Raw genomic sequence first — 15,708 nt, forward strand, 5'->3', positions numbered from 1 at the left:
ATAAATCCGCAGTTTATTTGTGGGATTTTTAATTAAAAGTTTTTAGTTATATTTTCTCGGTCGTTTTCAATCTGAATTTCAGGCTTTTTAACTTATAAATTTTAATTTGCGCTTCCTAATTTGTAGATATAATATTGCAATTATTCAAAATAAATTGCAATTATTCAAAACCACTGGCTGATTGAGGCTACAGTTAAGGTAGTGCTATGCAAAGCGAATAAGGACTGTTTAAGGTATCTTAATTAAGGTACCCTTTTCTTTCAAGCCATTCAATCTGGGGTCTTGTGTATTTCCAGGTAACATCAGCTTTTGAGTCCTGAACTTCCCAGGGGTTGGCTATGACAACATCGCCTTCGCGGATCCACATTCTCTTTTTCTTGGAACCGGGGATACGGCCCATGCGGACAACGCCGTCCATACACTGTAGTGTAACTCTTTTAGAGCCAAGTAAACTTGCTACTGTTGCCAGTACTTCGTTTCTGTCCTTACGTGGAGTTCTCACCCTTGTTACTTCCTGGGCGCCGTCTCCCGGCCCTACTGGTTTATTAGATCCTGCTTGTCTTTTTCTTATAGTGCTTCTGTAATTAGCCAGATTAATTCCTCCTCTGCTGATTTATATCTTAATAATTTCAATTTAATTGTATTTGTTGATTATCATTCCAGATTCCGTTTGTTTTTCCTTCTTTTATGGATGCCATCAAAGACATTTGCGGTTTTGAACAGATTTAATTAAATTGTTATGTATTTGATTTCTGAACCCATCCATAAAAACAAAAGGCGAAAAACAAAGAAAATAAAAAAACGAATAGTGAAAATGAATTGGGTGTTAATCCAATAAATAATTAAATTAACACTCAAGCCAGATTATCATTAGAACTTCCTGTGGTTAGGAAGGCAATCTCTGCAGTAAACCGGCCGTCCTTCTGTTGGTTTGAACGGAACTTCGGTCTCAACACCGCAGTCAGAACAGGTTACTTTAGTCATTTCTCTGGGGCCGCTGTTGCCGCCTCTGAAACCACCACTTCCACCACGGTTGCCGTCTCTGCTGCCACCACGGTAAGAGTTTCCTCTGTCATTAAAACCCATTTTTGTTTCACCTCCGCTTATAGCGGATATCTATAGAGTAAAAACAAGATTGTATAAAATTTATTGATTAAAAACAAAAATTGGTTTTTAATAACAATTATACGTCTCTTTATTTTCAACTACTCCTACATAGGAGTTTAATTATATAAAATTTTCCATCAAAAAATATAGAGTAGTGCCCGTGAGTTATTGATTATGTCCGGCAAACCGGGCACATCTGCCTTCTTTGACCGGATTTGAGAACAGCACATCTGTATGCGATTTTCATTAACTGACCCCATTAACTGAGCCCATTAACTGACCCCACGAACAAATAGAGTAACAGGATAAAATCAGCTCAATTATAAAAAAAGGATCGAAAGAAAGCTCAAATTTTGAGCAAATGAAAAGTGGAACAGCATAATCATTTAATAAAGTACATTATAAAAAGAAGTAGTCCGTTTGACCTGCTCAAGCTAAGCAAAACGGACATAATCTATCAAGTGAAATTTTTCGAATAAATTCGAAATTAGTAGCGGTTCTCTCTGGGCTTCCTGTGGTTAGGAAGGCAGTCTCTGCAGTAGACCGGTCTGTCGGGATCAGGTTTGAAAGGAACCTGAGTTTCAGCGCCGCAGTCGGAACAGGTTGCGTTGTGCATTTCCTTCGGGGCTCCGAAACCTCCCCGGTTACTGTCTCTTCCCCGGAAGGAGTTTCTGTCATTAAAAGCCATTTTCTTTTCACCTCCGCTTACAACGGATAGTCATTTGCTTAAAAATAAGATTGTATAGAGCTCTTTGATTAAAAACAGAAATTAGTTTTTAATAACAGATTATACATCTCTTTATTTTTAATGTTTCCACTATACAATCAAATTATATAAATCTTGCCTATACGGATTAAAAGACCATAAAAATATAATTCATCTGAAGCCACCTGCTTTTAAATCCAAATCATCCAGATCCTACGGATCAAACGACCGATATTTAAACTCCACAGGCTTTTTGACCACTACTTTTCAGAAAATAATGGAACCTGACTTTTTTAATTACTCAATTTCTCTTTTTAGGTAGTGCCAGAAAGCCCATACACAGACCAGTTCCCAGCCCTCAGCACCAAATCTGTTGAGGTCTTCTGTAGTTCCTCTTCCCATTTTCAGGATTGGAACACACTTATATTCAAATTTTTTCACGCAATATATCCCGGATTTAATGTTTTTAAGACTTACGCACTTGAGGTACAAAATCAAGTTTATTATAACACTGTTGTGGCACTATCCGAAAGCAGGAGTATAATGCATGTATGCATGTTAAGCCGGGTAATACATGAAATAGCAAACTCTGCAAGCAAGTACAATCAGCATACCAGTAAAATAGTGCAATCTGATAAAAGATAAAGCAGGATTGTTGAAAAACCGGAAAGATAAAGCAGGATTGTTGAAAAACCGGAAAAAGATAAAGCAGGATTGTTGAAAAGCTGGAAAAGGATAAGCAGGAGATGAAAAGGGCAGAAAACTATAGATAGCTCTGAATAATGCAGAATTATTGAAAAGAGGAATAAGAGGTTTAAACCGTGGCACTGGTTAAAACCAAATAATATTAAGAAAGTTGTATTTTGTGAATTGAGCCTTATAAATTATCAGGCAGTTATTTAAGGTAGCCTTTGCGCTCGAGCCACTCTATCTGAGGCCTGGTGTATTTCCATATAACGTCGGCTTTGGAATCCTGAATATCCCATGGAGTGGCAATTACGACATCACCTTCACGAATCCACATTTTCTTGTTCTTGGATCCGGGGATTCGGCCCATTCGGACAATACCATCCATGCACTGTAAATTGACCCTCTTTGAGCCTAAGAGACTTCCTACCGTTGCCAGTACTTCATGATTTTCCTTGCGCGGGGTACGCACCCTTGTTACTTCCTGAGTAGTTGGTGCGGCAGTTCCAGTTCCTGCTTTTCTCTTTCTGATATTGCTTCTATAGTTTGCCAGTTTGATTCCTCGTTGTATTATTACTTTTGAGTCTTTTATTCGCATTTATTTTATCAGATCATATTTTTTCGAACTTACTGTGTTCAACAATTCCTTTAGGTACTTTGGTGTGAAAGTTCATAAATGGATAGGAAGTAAAAAACCTCTGAAAAATCTAGAACCTCTGAGAATCCAATATCTCAGGAGACTCTCCTATTTGGAAGGTGGAGTAAATCAGTTCATAACCCATGACTTAGAGTTTACTTCAAAATTCTTCAGAGCAATTCCAGATCCCGCTATATAAATATTAACTAAGATGTAATCAATGAAAATTTATGATGTGACATGATAAATAAACATATAAAGACATAAGAGTTTCGATGCCCTTCACCCAAAGATAAGGTAAAAACACAGAATAAAAAGTGGATTAAGTGTTGATGTAATCAGTTACAGCGCAACACTTTACGCGATAAATTCGAATTTAGAACTTCCTGTGGTTAGGAAGGCAGTCTCTGCAGTAAACCGGCCGTCCTTCGGTTGGTTTGAAAGGAACTTCTGTCTCGACACCGCAGTCAGAACAGGTAACCTTGTGCATTTCTCTGGGGCCACTGTTGCCACCTCTGAAACCACCACTTCCACCACGGTTGCTGTCTCTGCTGCCACCCCGGTAAGAGTTTCCTCTGTCATTAAAACCCATTTTTATTCACCTCCGCTTATAGCGGATACACATATCTCATAAAAATATGATAAGATATAATTTATTATTTAAAAACAAAAAAAGGAGTTTTTAATAACAGATTATGTCTCATTATTTTTACTAATTGTAAAAACCTCTTATGTTATATAAAATTAATCCACGTGAGCCGGAAGACATATAAAAGCCTCTTCCTCAAACATAAAGGGTCAGAGTAACGAATCAGACGTTAGAAATAAGACATAAAAATAAGACATTAAAAATAAGACATTAAAAATAAGACATTAAAAATAAGACGTTAGAAATAAGACGTTAGAAATAAGACGTTAGAAATAAGACGTTAGAAATAAGACATTAGAAATAAGACATTAGAAATAAGAATATTTGGAAACCCTGCTGTCAAAAGGTTTCCATTGATAATAATTAAAAATCAAAAGATTCAGAATTTCTGGAATTAGAATTTCCGGTGTTTTGGGAGACAGTCCCTGCAGTAAACCGGTCTTCCTTCAGTTGGCTTGAATGGAACCTGGGTCTCAACGCCACAGTCAGAACACACTACTGGGTACAGTTCTCTGGGGCCGCTGCTGCCACCTCTGAAACCACCACGGTTGTTGTCTCTGCTACCACCACGGTTGTTGTCTCTGTTTCCCCGGTTGCTTTCTCTTCCCCTTAAAGAATTCCCTCTGTCATTAAAACTCACTCTCGTTTCACCTCCGCTTATAGCGGATATCCTCTAGGTTGCTATAAAAATAAGATCCTATACAATTCTTTTATTAAAAACAAAAATGAAGTTTTTAATAACAGATCATATGATTCTTTATTTTTACTGCCAATATTTCCCAAGACATTATAACATATAAATTTATCTCAAGTGGAAAGGAGCATAAAAAGAATCATTCTAAAACCTTTAAAACATCATTTCGCCTTAAAATCGACCGCTTTTCCAGAGGCAGGAATGAGAATCAAATTTTTCTGATTTGTGCCTGATTTCTCATATTTATACCTGAAATTTCTAATATATTTGTTAAATTTCAGTGTACTTTCAAAAGAAAGGGCCTGATACATAAGAATATATTGATAAACTTGACAGACTGGACAAGATAAATAGACGGGTGATATCCCGAAGCTAGGAAACTAATGAACCAGGGAACTGATTAATAAATAGAAGTAAAATAATCCATTAATGAACTATTATTACCTGCTGTTACTGGCAATAGCATTTGAAGTATGCGGAACCACCTGCATGAAATTATCCGAAGGCTTTTCAAAGTTGCTCCCTTCAGTTTTGATATTCGTATTTTATGCCATCAGTTTCTTTTTCTTTACCCTTGCCCTTAAAGGAATAGATGTGAGCATTGCATATGCAATATGGGCCGGGCTCGGGACTGCTCTTATCACAGTAGTCGGGATTTTCTGGTTCAGGGAACCTGCCACTGCCCTCAAGATGATTTCTCTTGTCATTGTAATTGCAGGAGTTATCGGGCTTCACCTGAGTGATAGGGTTACATAATTGACCTGACTGACCAGAATGACCAGATTTACCTGATTGAAATAGGTTTGTGCAAGCAGAAGTAAGGCTTTGAGGTTTTTCAGTATCTGATAGAAAGAATGCCGGCAGCCCGAGGTTCAAAGCTTTTTAGCCACAACTACAAACCCGTTAATTTTGTTACCTGTCCTGGTTTTGAGCTCTTCAACCCTGAAATAATCAATCTCAAACCCGCAGTCTACAAGCAGGAACACAAGCTCTTTTTCGGAGAAATGGTGTGCAATATATTCAACCTCTCCTGTTTCAGGATTCAGGGCAAGGAAAGAACCTTCTTCTTTTGTAACCGGGAAGTCCTGAAGGTAACGATTTCTGTAAAGCTTGAGGTGCCAGTTCTGCCCGAATTCCACAAGGTAAAGGTAACCCCCGGGTTTCAGGACTCTGAAAGCTTCCTGAATTATCCTGGCTCTTTCCTGCGGGTCCGGCACAGAGGTCAAAAAAGCCTGCATGACTGCAAAATCGAAACTTGATTCGTGAAAAGGAAGATCAGAAGCATCCACAACCTTAAATTCAGCTCTCCCTTCTATCTTTCGATCCAGGCCCAGGTTTTTTGCAGCAGCTTTTGAAAGCTTGACAGCTTCAGTGTTTATATCTATCCCTGTTACCGAATATCCCAGGGAAGCAAGCTCAAGGCTAATTTTTCCAAACCCACATCCGACATCGAGAATATTATAACCTTCCTGTAGATAACTGTGAATCACGGGGTAAAGCTCAAGACTTGAGGGTATGTTCCTTCCGGAAACCATTTCCCAGTATGATTTTGACATAGAGAAACAGAATACAGGTAAACGATAAAGAACATTTCGAAACCCATAAAATACTCTGAGATGCCAGCCTTACGGGGAATAAGGACAAAAGGAGCTGGAAAAAATAAAAAAGGGGGTAGATAAATGAATAATCTGGAAATCAATAAAACAGTATGGAAATAAAACAGTATGGAAATAAAACAGTATGGAAATAAAACAATAAAGATATTTCAGGCAACTCCTGAATCCGCCCTCAGTTGCTGCCTGAAAAATTCTTATTGTTAAGGGTTAACCCCGTTAACACGGACTTTGACACCGCCTCAGTACCGTTTAATTCAGGGTTTTAATCCCGCAGCGATCCTGTGACAACCTGTCCAGGTAGCAATTCACGGGATAACACAGTGGCTTCTGCTGCAAGGTTCCGGAAGGAATCGGATCGTTGACATCAATGTGGATGCAACAGATGCCACCGTTTCAGGATGGAAATGCCCTTAACATTCAGGTTTTTCTCAATGTTTTTGGAGTACTTACTCTTTGGAGATTAGTTCCTTTCTGTTTTTTGAGACCTTTATTCCTTTACGTTTTTAAAGACCTTTATTTCCTTCACTTTCTTAAAGATCTTTTAATTCCCATAGATTGTTTCAAAGCTTTTAGTTTCATTTTGCCTGGAAAACAACTTGGGGTTAGAATTTCATATTGTAAAATTAGAATATAAGTATACTTTTTTGAATAGTTTTGTTACCTTACAGAATTGATGCTTTTAAAACTTGATAATACTTTATTTTCCTTGATAAAAGATCTGCGCAATTCACATTCAATAAAGAGAATACATAAACCCCTTTATCAAACATACAAGGGCGGTATAAAAAAAGAAACAACTATTGATCCTTTCTTATTCCTCTATGTACCGTTAAATATGAAAAATAAGCTGTATTAATAATGAAGAGAATTTAAACGTCTTAAAAAGCTTTAAATTTCCTTATCAGGATTTAAAACCCGAAAGAACCTGGCAAGCTATTTGCACTCAGCATTATCCGCTGAAAGAGCGAAATACTTGCGGAAGGCTTGAGGAAGTTGCGGAAGGCATAAAAATTATCGAAAGCCTCCATCTACCCTGCTTTCCAGCTTATTTGAGCTCCTATTCAGGGATGGGGGGCTGACCTGCGGGGCGTTTTTACGATTACTCTTCCCCTGCTTGCACTCTTTTTGCAAGGGCTCTTGAGGGATTACAGGAGGAAACGTATCTGTTGCCAACGCAGATCTCGCTGACCTCACCTCCGAAAAAGAGAGAAATAAAAACTATGGCAGGATGTCTGTTGCCTCAAATCTGGGATACATCTTTGGCCCTACCCTTGCCGGAGCCCCTGGAACAACGGTATATGACGAGCTTCTGCCCGTGTCTGTGGCCCTCCGATTTCAGTCGAAAAGAATAAACCATTTTCAATTAGAACTTATAGGATGAATTCCAGAAAATAATCAATTCTGAATCAGGAGTGAAACAATATGGAATGGCCTGTAACTTCCGGGGACTACGTAATAGAAGACACGAATTCGAGCGTAGCTGTGGTAACTCTTGCCTCTGACTACACGGCATGGGGACTTAAGAACTATGCAATCTGCGGAACCTGTTTTACTGAAAACTTCGGGATTGAAAAGATAATAACCAATGTGCTTGCAAACCCGAACATAAACTGTCTGATCGTCTGCGGAGCAGAAAGCGCCCACCTTGCAGGCCAGTCCCTGATTTCACTTGCCGAAAACGGAGTTTCCACAATGGCAGGCTCAAGAAAAATAGCCGGCTCAAACTCCCCTCTGCCCTACTTAAATGAAATTCCCATGACTGCAATCTCCCGCTTCCTCAGGGAAATTAAAATTATAGACCTTGTCGGAAACAAAGACCCTGCCTCCATCCAGAAAGTAATCGATTCCTGCACCGGCCCGAAAAGAAGCGAAGCTCACATCATCTCAATGCCCGAGATCGATGAAAACAGCTGGAAAAAATACGAGAAACTGGTAAAGCAGAATGTAATGTCAAAAATAAAGAAAAGGTGACCAGAAGATTGCCTTTGACTCTTCAATAAGGCTCATTTGGGGGTACTTTAAATCGGTTACGGTTACATCAATATATCCCAAGTAACCTTCATTTAAATTCCAGACCCCTGCCCCTTTTATAGGGAATTTCAATTTATCAAATTCCCCATATTCCCGAATTGGAGTGGACCAATTTTATAATTCAAATTTATCATTGCCCATATCTCGATAACGTGGAACTATAAAGTTTGTCACTTTCCCTTCGTCGTCAAAATATATTGTCGCTGTTACACTTTTGCCCATGTCCTTTAACGTTACTCTAGCTGAATTAGCATCAATGGATTCGAGAGAAACATTATTTCCCAAAAGCCGATGGAAACCACATCATTTCGTTAAGATAACATATCATTACTCCCTGATCCATTTCCTAACCTGCAGAATTCGGGCCATATCCTTGAGTAATTGACTTGTTTTTATATATTCTGTAAATTCGATTGGTTCCATATTTAAATTCCAAAATATGCTCAAGGGAAGTGAAGCAACTATTATATTTTTTATGAGATTGATAATCAATAAAATTTGAAGAGGATACCATCTGTAATTACTGAATTTAATACCATTTTTAATTACTGAGTGGATTATGATAGTCACTGCTGCAGTAAAAGATTTGCAGCAGACCGGACATATATCTGTTCAATCATGCAGTATTCCATAAAATTATTATGTTAAATAGGTCAGGAAATATTAAGAGACTGTCTTAAAATTAAATTTGATTCTACAATGGAGACAGAGGACTTACACATTAGAACTAAGATGAATTCCAAAAAAGAATCTATATTGGATAAGGAGCAAAACGAGATGGAATGGCCTATAACTTCCGGAAACTACGTGATAGGAGACACAAATTCGAGCGTAGCTGTGGTAACTCTTGCCTCTGACTACAAGGCATGGGGACTTAAGAACTATGCAATCTGTGGAACCTGTTTTACTGCAAACTTCGGGATTGAAAAGATAATAACCAATGTGCTTGCAAACCCGAATATTAACTGCCTGGTCGTCTGCGGAGCAGAAAGCGCCCACTTTGCCGGGCAATCCTTGATCTCACTTGCCGAAAACGGAGTTTCCACAATGGCAGGCTCAAGAAAAATAGTCGGCTCAAATTCTCCCCTGCCCTACTTAAATGAAATTCCCATGACTGCAATCTCCCGTTTTATCAGGGAAATAAAAATTATAGACCTTATCGGAAATAAAGACCCTGCCTCCATCCAGAAAGCAATCGACTCCTTCACCGGGGAGAAAAGAAGTGAAGCTCATATAATTTCAATGCCTGAAATCGATGAAAACAGCTGGAAAAAGTACGCAAACCTGGTAAAGCAGAATATGATATCAAAAAGAAAGAATAAATGAGCTATTAAGAAAAAATTGGCTGAAAAGAAGAGATAAGCAGTAAAGAAAAGGTAAGTTAAAGACAGGTTTTTAGAAAAGATAGAGCGCTTGAAAGAGTCAAAAAGGATTTGAAAAAGTTTGAAAGGGTTTAATAGATTTCCTTAACCCTTCCAACCTGCCCATCCGCTAGTTGAACTTTTATCCCATGCGGATGAGTTGAAGAATTGGTTAAAATTCTCTTTACAACGCCCTGGGTAATTTTCCCGGTTCTCTGGTCCTGCTTCAGGACAATTCCCACTTTTAGTCCTTCCTTGATATTTGCTCTGATACTTCCATTGTTCATGGCAGAAGGTAAATTCATTGTTATATAAAGCAGTACGTTTTTAAAAAATTGAGATTCATTACTTATTTGTTTCTCTGCTTTCAAGCCAGTCAATTACCTTAGGCCAGAGGGACAATGAGATAATCATGGTAATCACAAAAACGAAAATAGAACCCGCAGCGATATCTACCAGAGTGTAGGCTGTTTCCCCCAGGTACATGTTGGTCAATAAAGCCCCAAACAGGAAGAGATTCATTAGCACTATCGAGGTGGCAATACTTGAGAGAAGCACGACTCTGGTCCTTTTGTCTTTGGATCCAAATTTTACCATATAATTCACCAGCAACAACCAAGTGTTCAGAATTCCCGAAAACCTAACCTTCAAAAGGTTCATCCGGAGAGTTTTTTAAGTACGCATGCAGGAAAGTTTTGTTAGCAACCTCCCACACATGCGGCGTTCATTTTTTGACATTTACCTTAAATTATAAGCTTCAAAAGTATCTGCTCTGAACTTATTTAATCCTGCTTCTTTTCATTAGCAGGGAATTGGTTGTAACAGAAACTGAACTCAATGCCATGAAAGCGGCGGCAAGTTCCGGCGTAATCATAATCCGGAAGAAAATGGGGTACAGGATTCCTGCTGCAATAGGGATGCCCAGCATATTGTATCCGAAGGCCCAGGCCAGATTTTGCTTGATCTTATTAATGGTAAGCCGGCTCAGTTTAAGCGCTGCGACCACATCTCTCAGGTCATTTTTGATAAGCACTATTTTTGCAGATTCCATTGCTACATCCGTACCTGCTCCCATAGCGATTCCCACATCGGACTGAATGAGGGCAGGTGCATCATTAATGCCGTCACCTACCATGCCAACGAGCTTGCCTTCCTTCTGGAGCTTTTTGATTTCATTTGCTTTGTCTTCAGGCAGCACCTCCGCAAGCACTCTCGGGATCCCGACTTCTGCTGCAATTGCCCCGGCTGTAATTGCATTGTCTCCGGTTATCATAACTACTTCGATGCCCATTTTTATCAGGGTCTCAATTGCCTCTTTAGAGTTCTCCTTCAGAGTATCGGCAACAGCAACAAGACCTATGATTTCACCTCCAAGAGCTACAAGCATTGCAGTTTTCCCATTTTCCTCAAATTTTTGCATTTTTACTTCCAGCCCCTCGAAAGAAATCATGTTTTCTTCCATAAGTTTGCGCGTACCGAGCAGAATTTTCTTTTCTTCAAGGTATGCTTCAATACCTTTTCCGGGAATAGAACGGAAGTTTTTTGCCTCTGCAAGGCTTATTTTCCTTTCATCCGCACCTCTTACAATGGCTTCTCCCAGTGGGTGCTCTGACCCTTTTTCAGCCGTTGCAGCAATAAAAAGCACTTCGCTTTCTTCGCGGCCAGAAACTGCAAATACATCTGTAAGTTTCGGAGTACCTTCAGTAAGGGTTCCTGTTTTGTCAAACACAATAGTATCAAGTTTATGCGCCCTCTCAAGGGCTTCCCCACCTTTGATCAGAATTCCGTTTTCAGCACCTTTACCAGTACCAACCATAATGGCTGCAGGAGTTGCAAGCCCAACTGCACACGGACATGAGATTACAAGGACAGTAATAGCTATGAGCAGGGAAAAAAGGAAAGGGCTTATTCCTCCGAGTTCTGCGGATTCCCCTACCCCGTAACGCCAGTAACCGATGAAAAACCAGAAGAAAAAAGCCAGAAGGGCAATTATATGTACGGCTACGATGAAGTTGCCAGCAAAAACATCTGCGACCCTCTGGATGGGAGCCTTGGTTGTCTGGGCTGCTTCTACAAGCCTGATTATCTGGGCAAGGGCAGTATCGGCTCCGACCTTTGTAGCCCTGAACCTGAAAGACCCTGTCTTGTTAAGGGTAGCCCCGATAACCGTGTCCCCTGCACCTTTCTCAACAGGGATGCTCTCGCCGGTAATCATGGACTCGTCTATTGCAGAGCTTCCTTCAACCACAACCCCGTCAACAGGTATCTTTTCACCCGGACGGACCACAACAATGTCTCCAACGACTACCTCTTCTACAGGAACCTCTTTTTCCACGCCGTCTACAAGGATCCTTGAGGTTTTAGCCCTTAACCCCATCAATTTTCGGATGGCTTCCGAGGTTTTGCCCCGGGCTCTTGCTTCGAGGTACCTGCCAAAGACGATGAAAATAATCAGAAACGCTACAGTGTCATAGTAGAGGACATCATATCCCGGTCCCAGGTCAAGGAAAGTTGCTGCAACACTGATAAGATAAGCTGATCCGGTCCCTGCAGCAATCAAGAGATTCATATCGGTTACGCCGTGCTTGAAGCCTTTGAAAGTCCCGACAAAAAACTGCCTGCCCGGAAAAAGAAGGACAAGGGTAGACATTATAAAAAGTACAATGTGATTGGAAAAGATTGAGGGCACAAACGACAGGAAAGGAAACATCATGCTCATGTTTCCGAGGGATATGGGAATGCCCAGCAAAAGGGCAACAATAAGGTTATTTCTCTGCCTGCGGATCTCAGCGTCCCTTGACATCTGCTCTCTGTCTTCATACTCAACCGTTTCAGCAGGGACCGATGCCCCATACCCGATTCCCTGAACTGCAGCAATAATTTCCCTGACAGAAATGAGGGAGGAGTTAAATTCCACAACGGCTTTTTCAAGCGGAAAATTTACGGAAACCGAGATTACGCCTTCGGTTTTAGTGAGGATCTTCTCAATATTTGCAGCACAGGACGCACAGCTCATGCCCTGGAGGTTCAGGGTTACTTTATCTTTCTCGACTTTATACCCTATGGATTCAATAGCTTCTTCAATTTCCTGAGGAGAGATCAGGGAAGGCTCAAAGCTAACCTTTGCCCTGCCAAGCTCCAGATTAACGGCTACGGAATCCACACCCTCTTTTTTCTTCAGGACCTTCTCGATATTCAGGGCGCATGCCGAGCAGGTCATCCCGGAAACTCCGAGGGTGATTTCTTTGGGGCCTGCTTTTTGCCCGGACAGCCGAGTTACTTCTTTTTCCGCCAGTTTGCACGCTTCGTCAAGGGTGCAGGAAATTCCCGCCGCCTCACTTTCAACGGTTCCCGAAACCTTTGATTCAGCTTCGATCTCAGCAACTTCCGGAGCTTCTGCTGTCTTTCCGGTGCTTTCGGAGGTTTCTACCTGAGCCTCCGCTTCGGCCTCTCCTTCCTTTTCGGTTGAGTAGCCCGCCTTCAGGACAGCTTCCTTAATATCATCAAGGCTTACCTTTTCAGGATCAAAAATAACAGTTGCACTTTCGGCTTCAAGATTGACATCTACAGACTCCACGCCCTTAAGAGAAGAAATGGCATCCGCTACACTTTTCTGGCAGTGACCACAGGTCATGCCATAAACTCCTATCGAAATTTCCATCGGATATGCCGCCTATCCAGATTTTCAGACTGCCTTACCACTTAAAATGCGTTTAAAGATTCTCTGATATTTTTATAACCAGCTTCGAGCAGAGTCATCCTTATGACATGCGCATCAGTTATCCGGCTGTCATAGGTTACATTTACCGTCCTTTCAGGGACGTTTACGTTTACACGGGAAACCCCGTTAATAGAGGCAATGAGCCTGGTAACCGTGTCTTTGCAGTACCTGCAAATCATATCATCTACTACAAGTGTTGTCTCCCCGATGTCTTCACCCCCAGATCATCAGCTGCTTTTAAACAGGCGTTCCACCCATATTATAAAAATCTGTACCTTTTACTATATAATAAATTCCTCGAGATGAATAAATTGAGTATTTTGAGACTATTTAAATACATTATTCCAATTCAGACAGGCTCATATCCTGTTTCCTTCACCACATCCTTTATTTTCACCACATCAGTAATTCCTTCATCGAATTCGACAACAGCCTGTTTGTTTTCAAGGCTCACGTCTACTTTCTTTACGCCTTCCAAACCTTCAATTGCCTTTTTAACCCTCATGACACAGTGTCCGCAGGACATGCCTTCAACTTTTATGGTTTCCTGAGTAATTGTTTCAACCTCCACTGATTTTTACTGGCAGATTTAACATAATAAGTTTATGGAATACTGCATGATTGAACAGATATATGTCCGGTCTGCTGCAAATTCTTTGCTGCCCATAGTGACCGTCATAATACCTCCAATAATAAAGATGCGTCAATTTATTTCAATTTCACCCGATGCCTTCATCAGGTCTCGTATAGCTTTAGGAAAGAACTGGTCGCCCATCCTGGAGACCTGAAAAGGACATACCCTCGTGACCGAGGGACCTTACAGATTCATCATGTATCTCATCTTCCAATGCCGATAAGGATTAGCAGAAAGCTAGAAGAGGAAAGATTTCATATTTATTTTCCCTCTCAGACCAGGCGCTTTTTAATTTCTTCAAATTCTTCTTCAGTAATTTCACCTTTCGCATACCTTTCCTTTGCAATATCCAGCGCAGACTTCTCTTCACCACCACGGGTTTTGTTCTGTTCAACAAGCCATTTGATTAGCAGATAAGCTACCACAATTATAAGAATCCAGAAAAGAATTCCGAAAAACATACCTCCATACCCCATCATGCCGTAACCGTAATTGTCCATAAATCCATTTATTGCAACCACTCTCCGTATAGCACTTAACAAATATTATTTGATTATTTTTATATATGACATCGGATGCAAAGATCTACGATTAGTTCTCAATACGACAAAACGACCTCCATCCTTCACATTTGGCCAAATATGAAGCAATCCATCCTCCTGAACATGATTTTTCAGTAACTGACCCCACGACCTGAGTTTGCGGGAAGTTTTTTACTACTACCCGAGCCAAACAGAAAAATATAGATCAACATAAGAAAAAAGGAATCACAAGGGCTCGTACCCTGCTTCCCGGATAGCAGCCTTAATTTTTTCCAGGTCTGTCATGGATTCTTCAAAGTTCACAACTACTTCTCTTTTCTCCAGGTTTACATCCACTTCTACTACTCCCTTCACGGAAGCAATAGCTCTCCCCACTCTTACGACGCAGTGATTGCATGCCATTCCTTCGATTTTTAAGGTTTCCTCGACCAGAAATTAACCCCCCATTGCTGAATCCTGAATTTGTAATTTTTACATTTATTTTACTATTTTTATTACATTATTTTATATTTTCATTTATTAGAGCTTTTGTATCCTCTTCAAATTGTATGGGGAAAAATAAGTTTCACAGATTTGCTGGAAAATTAAAAATTTAGCTAGGTATAAAAAACATACTTGTGAGACACAATCAACTTCATAAATGTATGACAAAATTATTGTATATTTTTCGGGGTAGAAAATTCCCCCTTGAATTTGAAGAGGATACGTAACTTTTAAGGTTTCGACCTTATCTTCCTGAAAACGTCCTTAAATGCCAGTTTTTTTGCTTCCTGAATGATAAAGCCAGCTTCTTCGAGATTCTTCAGGGTATGTCGGGTCGTATGATCCCCAAGCAGGAAAAACAGACCAGGATTGATTAAGTCTTCAAACAGGGCAATAAGGGAATTGCTGCTTCGAACGTGCTCTAAATTGATCATTTCCCCCGACGGTTTCAGGACTCGCCTCATTTCTTTAAGAGCTTTCAGAGGATCAGGGATCGTGCAAAGGACAAAAGTCGTAACCACGTAATCGAAGCTCTTGTCCGGAAATTCCAGGTGCTCGGCATCCATAAGGAGAAGAGTGATATTTTGCATTCCTCCGGCTTTCTCCCGAGCTTTTTCAAGCATCCCTTCACTGTTATCTATTCCTGTAACCAGAGAGCTTGAAGGATAGTATTTAAGATTCCTTCCGGTCCCCACTCCAACTTCCAGAACTGTTCCGCTCAGGCCTGAAAGTGCCTCTTTTCTCCATCTCCGGAAAAAGAGAAATTCCAGAGGCAAATCTATTAGCTCATAGATCGGTGAGATTCGGTTGTACTTTGTGGCTGCGGACATTAAACGAATT

Annotated in this window: 19 protein-coding genes; 3 read left to right on the plus strand and 16 right to left on the minus strand. The window is 40.4% G+C overall.

What is annotated here, in order from left to right; all coding sequences use genetic code 11:
• Positions 1-238 precede the first annotated feature (238 nt).
• The 6 genes from eif1A (EO93_RS16855) to EO93_RS16860 all read right to left on the minus strand — a co-directional run bounded on the left by eif1A (EO93_RS16855) (position 239) and on the right by EO93_RS16860 (position 4,426).
• Positions 239-571, minus strand: coding sequence for a translation initiation factor eIF-1A (gene eif1A / locus EO93_RS16855; RefSeq protein WP_082106045.1), 333 nt, complete (start codon positions 569-571; stop codon positions 239-241).
• Positions 572-870: 299 nt separating this feature from the next.
• On the minus strand, positions 871-1,086 hold the full coding sequence (locus EO93_RS09040; RefSeq protein WP_048135151.1) for a CxxC-x17-CxxC domain-containing protein: 216 nt from the start codon (positions 1,084-1,086) through the stop codon (positions 871-873).
• A 508-nt stretch (positions 1,087-1,594) separates the two neighbouring features.
• Positions 1,595-1,795: a CxxC-x17-CxxC domain-containing protein gene (locus tag EO93_RS09045; protein ID WP_048135153.1), complete on the minus strand. Its 201-nt coding sequence runs from the start codon at positions 1,793-1,795 to the stop codon at positions 1,595-1,597.
• 913 nt (positions 1,796-2,708) lie between these two features.
• Complete coding sequence (gene eif1A, locus EO93_RS09050; RefSeq protein ID WP_082107615.1) at positions 2,709-3,032, minus strand: translation initiation factor eIF-1A; 324 nt, start codon at positions 3,030-3,032, stop codon at positions 2,709-2,711.
• Positions 3,033-3,513: 481 nt separating this feature from the next.
• Positions 3,514-3,729: a CxxC-x17-CxxC domain-containing protein gene (locus EO93_RS09055; RefSeq protein ID WP_048141258.1), complete on the minus strand. Its 216-nt coding sequence runs from the start codon at positions 3,727-3,729 to the stop codon at positions 3,514-3,516.
• Between the two features lie 451 nt (positions 3,730-4,180).
• Positions 4,181-4,426, minus strand: a complete 246-nt coding sequence (locus tag EO93_RS16860) for a CxxC-x17-CxxC domain-containing protein (RefSeq protein WP_082107613.1) — start codon at positions 4,424-4,426, stop codon at positions 4,181-4,183.
• A gap of 483 nt (positions 4,427-4,909) precedes the next feature.
• Here EO93_RS16860 and EO93_RS09065 point away from each other — a divergent pair, with 483 nt between their 5' ends.
• On the plus strand, positions 4,910-5,236 hold the full coding sequence (locus tag EO93_RS09065) for a multidrug efflux SMR transporter (RefSeq protein WP_048131401.1): 327 nt from the start codon (positions 4,910-4,912) through the stop codon (positions 5,234-5,236).
• A gap of 116 nt (positions 5,237-5,352) precedes the next feature.
• On the opposite strand, the gene EO93_RS09070 is transcribed toward EO93_RS09065, so the two are convergent.
• Complete coding sequence (locus EO93_RS09070; RefSeq protein WP_048162125.1) at positions 5,353-6,036, minus strand: class I SAM-dependent methyltransferase; 684 nt, start codon at positions 6,034-6,036, stop codon at positions 5,353-5,355.
• 1,482 nt (positions 6,037-7,518) lie between these two features.
• Between EO93_RS09070 and EO93_RS09080 the strand changes: the two genes are divergently transcribed.
• Entirely contained in the window at positions 7,519-8,067 is a 549-nt protein-coding gene (locus EO93_RS09080; protein WP_048162128.1) for a tetrahydromethanopterin S-methyltransferase subunit A, read from the plus strand.
• A gap of 174 nt (positions 8,068-8,241) precedes the next feature.
• Here EO93_RS09080 and EO93_RS18665 read toward each other — a convergent pair whose 3' ends face one another.
• Positions 8,242-8,412: a DUF6544 family protein gene (locus EO93_RS18665; RefSeq protein ID WP_394297248.1), complete on the minus strand. Its 171-nt coding sequence runs from the start codon at positions 8,410-8,412 to the stop codon at positions 8,242-8,244.
• A gap of 447 nt (positions 8,413-8,859) precedes the next feature.
• On the opposite strand from EO93_RS18665, the gene EO93_RS09085 reads away from it, so the two are divergent.
• Positions 8,860-9,453 (plus strand): tetrahydromethanopterin S-methyltransferase subunit A, encoded by a 594-nt coding sequence (locus EO93_RS09085; RefSeq protein ID WP_082105875.1) that lies wholly within the window; start codon positions 8,860-8,862, stop codon positions 9,451-9,453.
• A gap of 127 nt (positions 9,454-9,580) precedes the next feature.
• Here EO93_RS09085 and EO93_RS09090 read toward each other — a convergent pair whose 3' ends face one another.
• The 8 genes from EO93_RS09090 to EO93_RS09125 form a co-directional block, all read right to left on the minus strand.
• Complete coding sequence (locus EO93_RS09090; protein ID WP_048131411.1) at positions 9,581-9,775, minus strand: YwbE family protein; 195 nt, start codon at positions 9,773-9,775, stop codon at positions 9,581-9,583.
• A gap of 58 nt (positions 9,776-9,833) precedes the next feature.
• The gene (locus tag EO93_RS09095; RefSeq protein ID WP_048131396.1) at positions 9,834-10,085 is read right to left on the minus strand and encodes a hypothetical protein; all 252 of its coding nucleotides are present in this window, start codon (positions 10,083-10,085) and stop codon (positions 9,834-9,836) included.
• A 181-nt stretch (positions 10,086-10,266) separates the two neighbouring features.
• Complete coding sequence (locus EO93_RS09100; protein ID WP_048162129.1) at positions 10,267-13,149, minus strand: heavy metal translocating P-type ATPase; 2,883 nt, start codon at positions 13,147-13,149, stop codon at positions 10,267-10,269.
• Positions 13,150-13,190: 41 nt separating this feature from the next.
• Positions 13,191-13,388, minus strand: coding sequence for a heavy-metal-associated domain-containing protein (locus EO93_RS09105; RefSeq protein ID WP_048131394.1), 198 nt, complete (start codon positions 13,386-13,388; stop codon positions 13,191-13,193).
• 170 nt (positions 13,389-13,558) lie between these two features.
• Positions 13,559-13,780: a heavy-metal-associated domain-containing protein gene (locus EO93_RS09110; protein ID WP_255350209.1), complete on the minus strand. Its 222-nt coding sequence runs from the start codon at positions 13,778-13,780 to the stop codon at positions 13,559-13,561.
• Between the two features lie 335 nt (positions 13,781-14,115).
• Positions 14,116-14,364: an SHOCT domain-containing protein gene (locus EO93_RS09115; protein ID WP_082105873.1), complete on the minus strand. Its 249-nt coding sequence runs from the start codon at positions 14,362-14,364 to the stop codon at positions 14,116-14,118.
• A 246-nt stretch (positions 14,365-14,610) separates the two neighbouring features.
• Complete coding sequence (locus EO93_RS16870; protein WP_156161081.1) at positions 14,611-14,817, minus strand: heavy-metal-associated domain-containing protein; 207 nt, start codon at positions 14,815-14,817, stop codon at positions 14,611-14,613.
• A 281-nt stretch (positions 14,818-15,098) separates the two neighbouring features.
• The gene (locus EO93_RS09125; RefSeq protein WP_048162130.1) at positions 15,099-15,698 is read right to left on the minus strand and encodes a class I SAM-dependent methyltransferase; all 600 of its coding nucleotides are present in this window, start codon (positions 15,696-15,698) and stop codon (positions 15,099-15,101) included.
• Positions 15,699-15,708 lie beyond the last annotated feature (10 nt).

Origin of the sequence: Methanosarcina sp. 1.H.A.2.2, assembly GCF_000979975.1 — an archaeon.
Lineage (GTDB): Archaea > Halobacteriota > Methanosarcinia > Methanosarcinales > Methanosarcinaceae > Methanosarcina.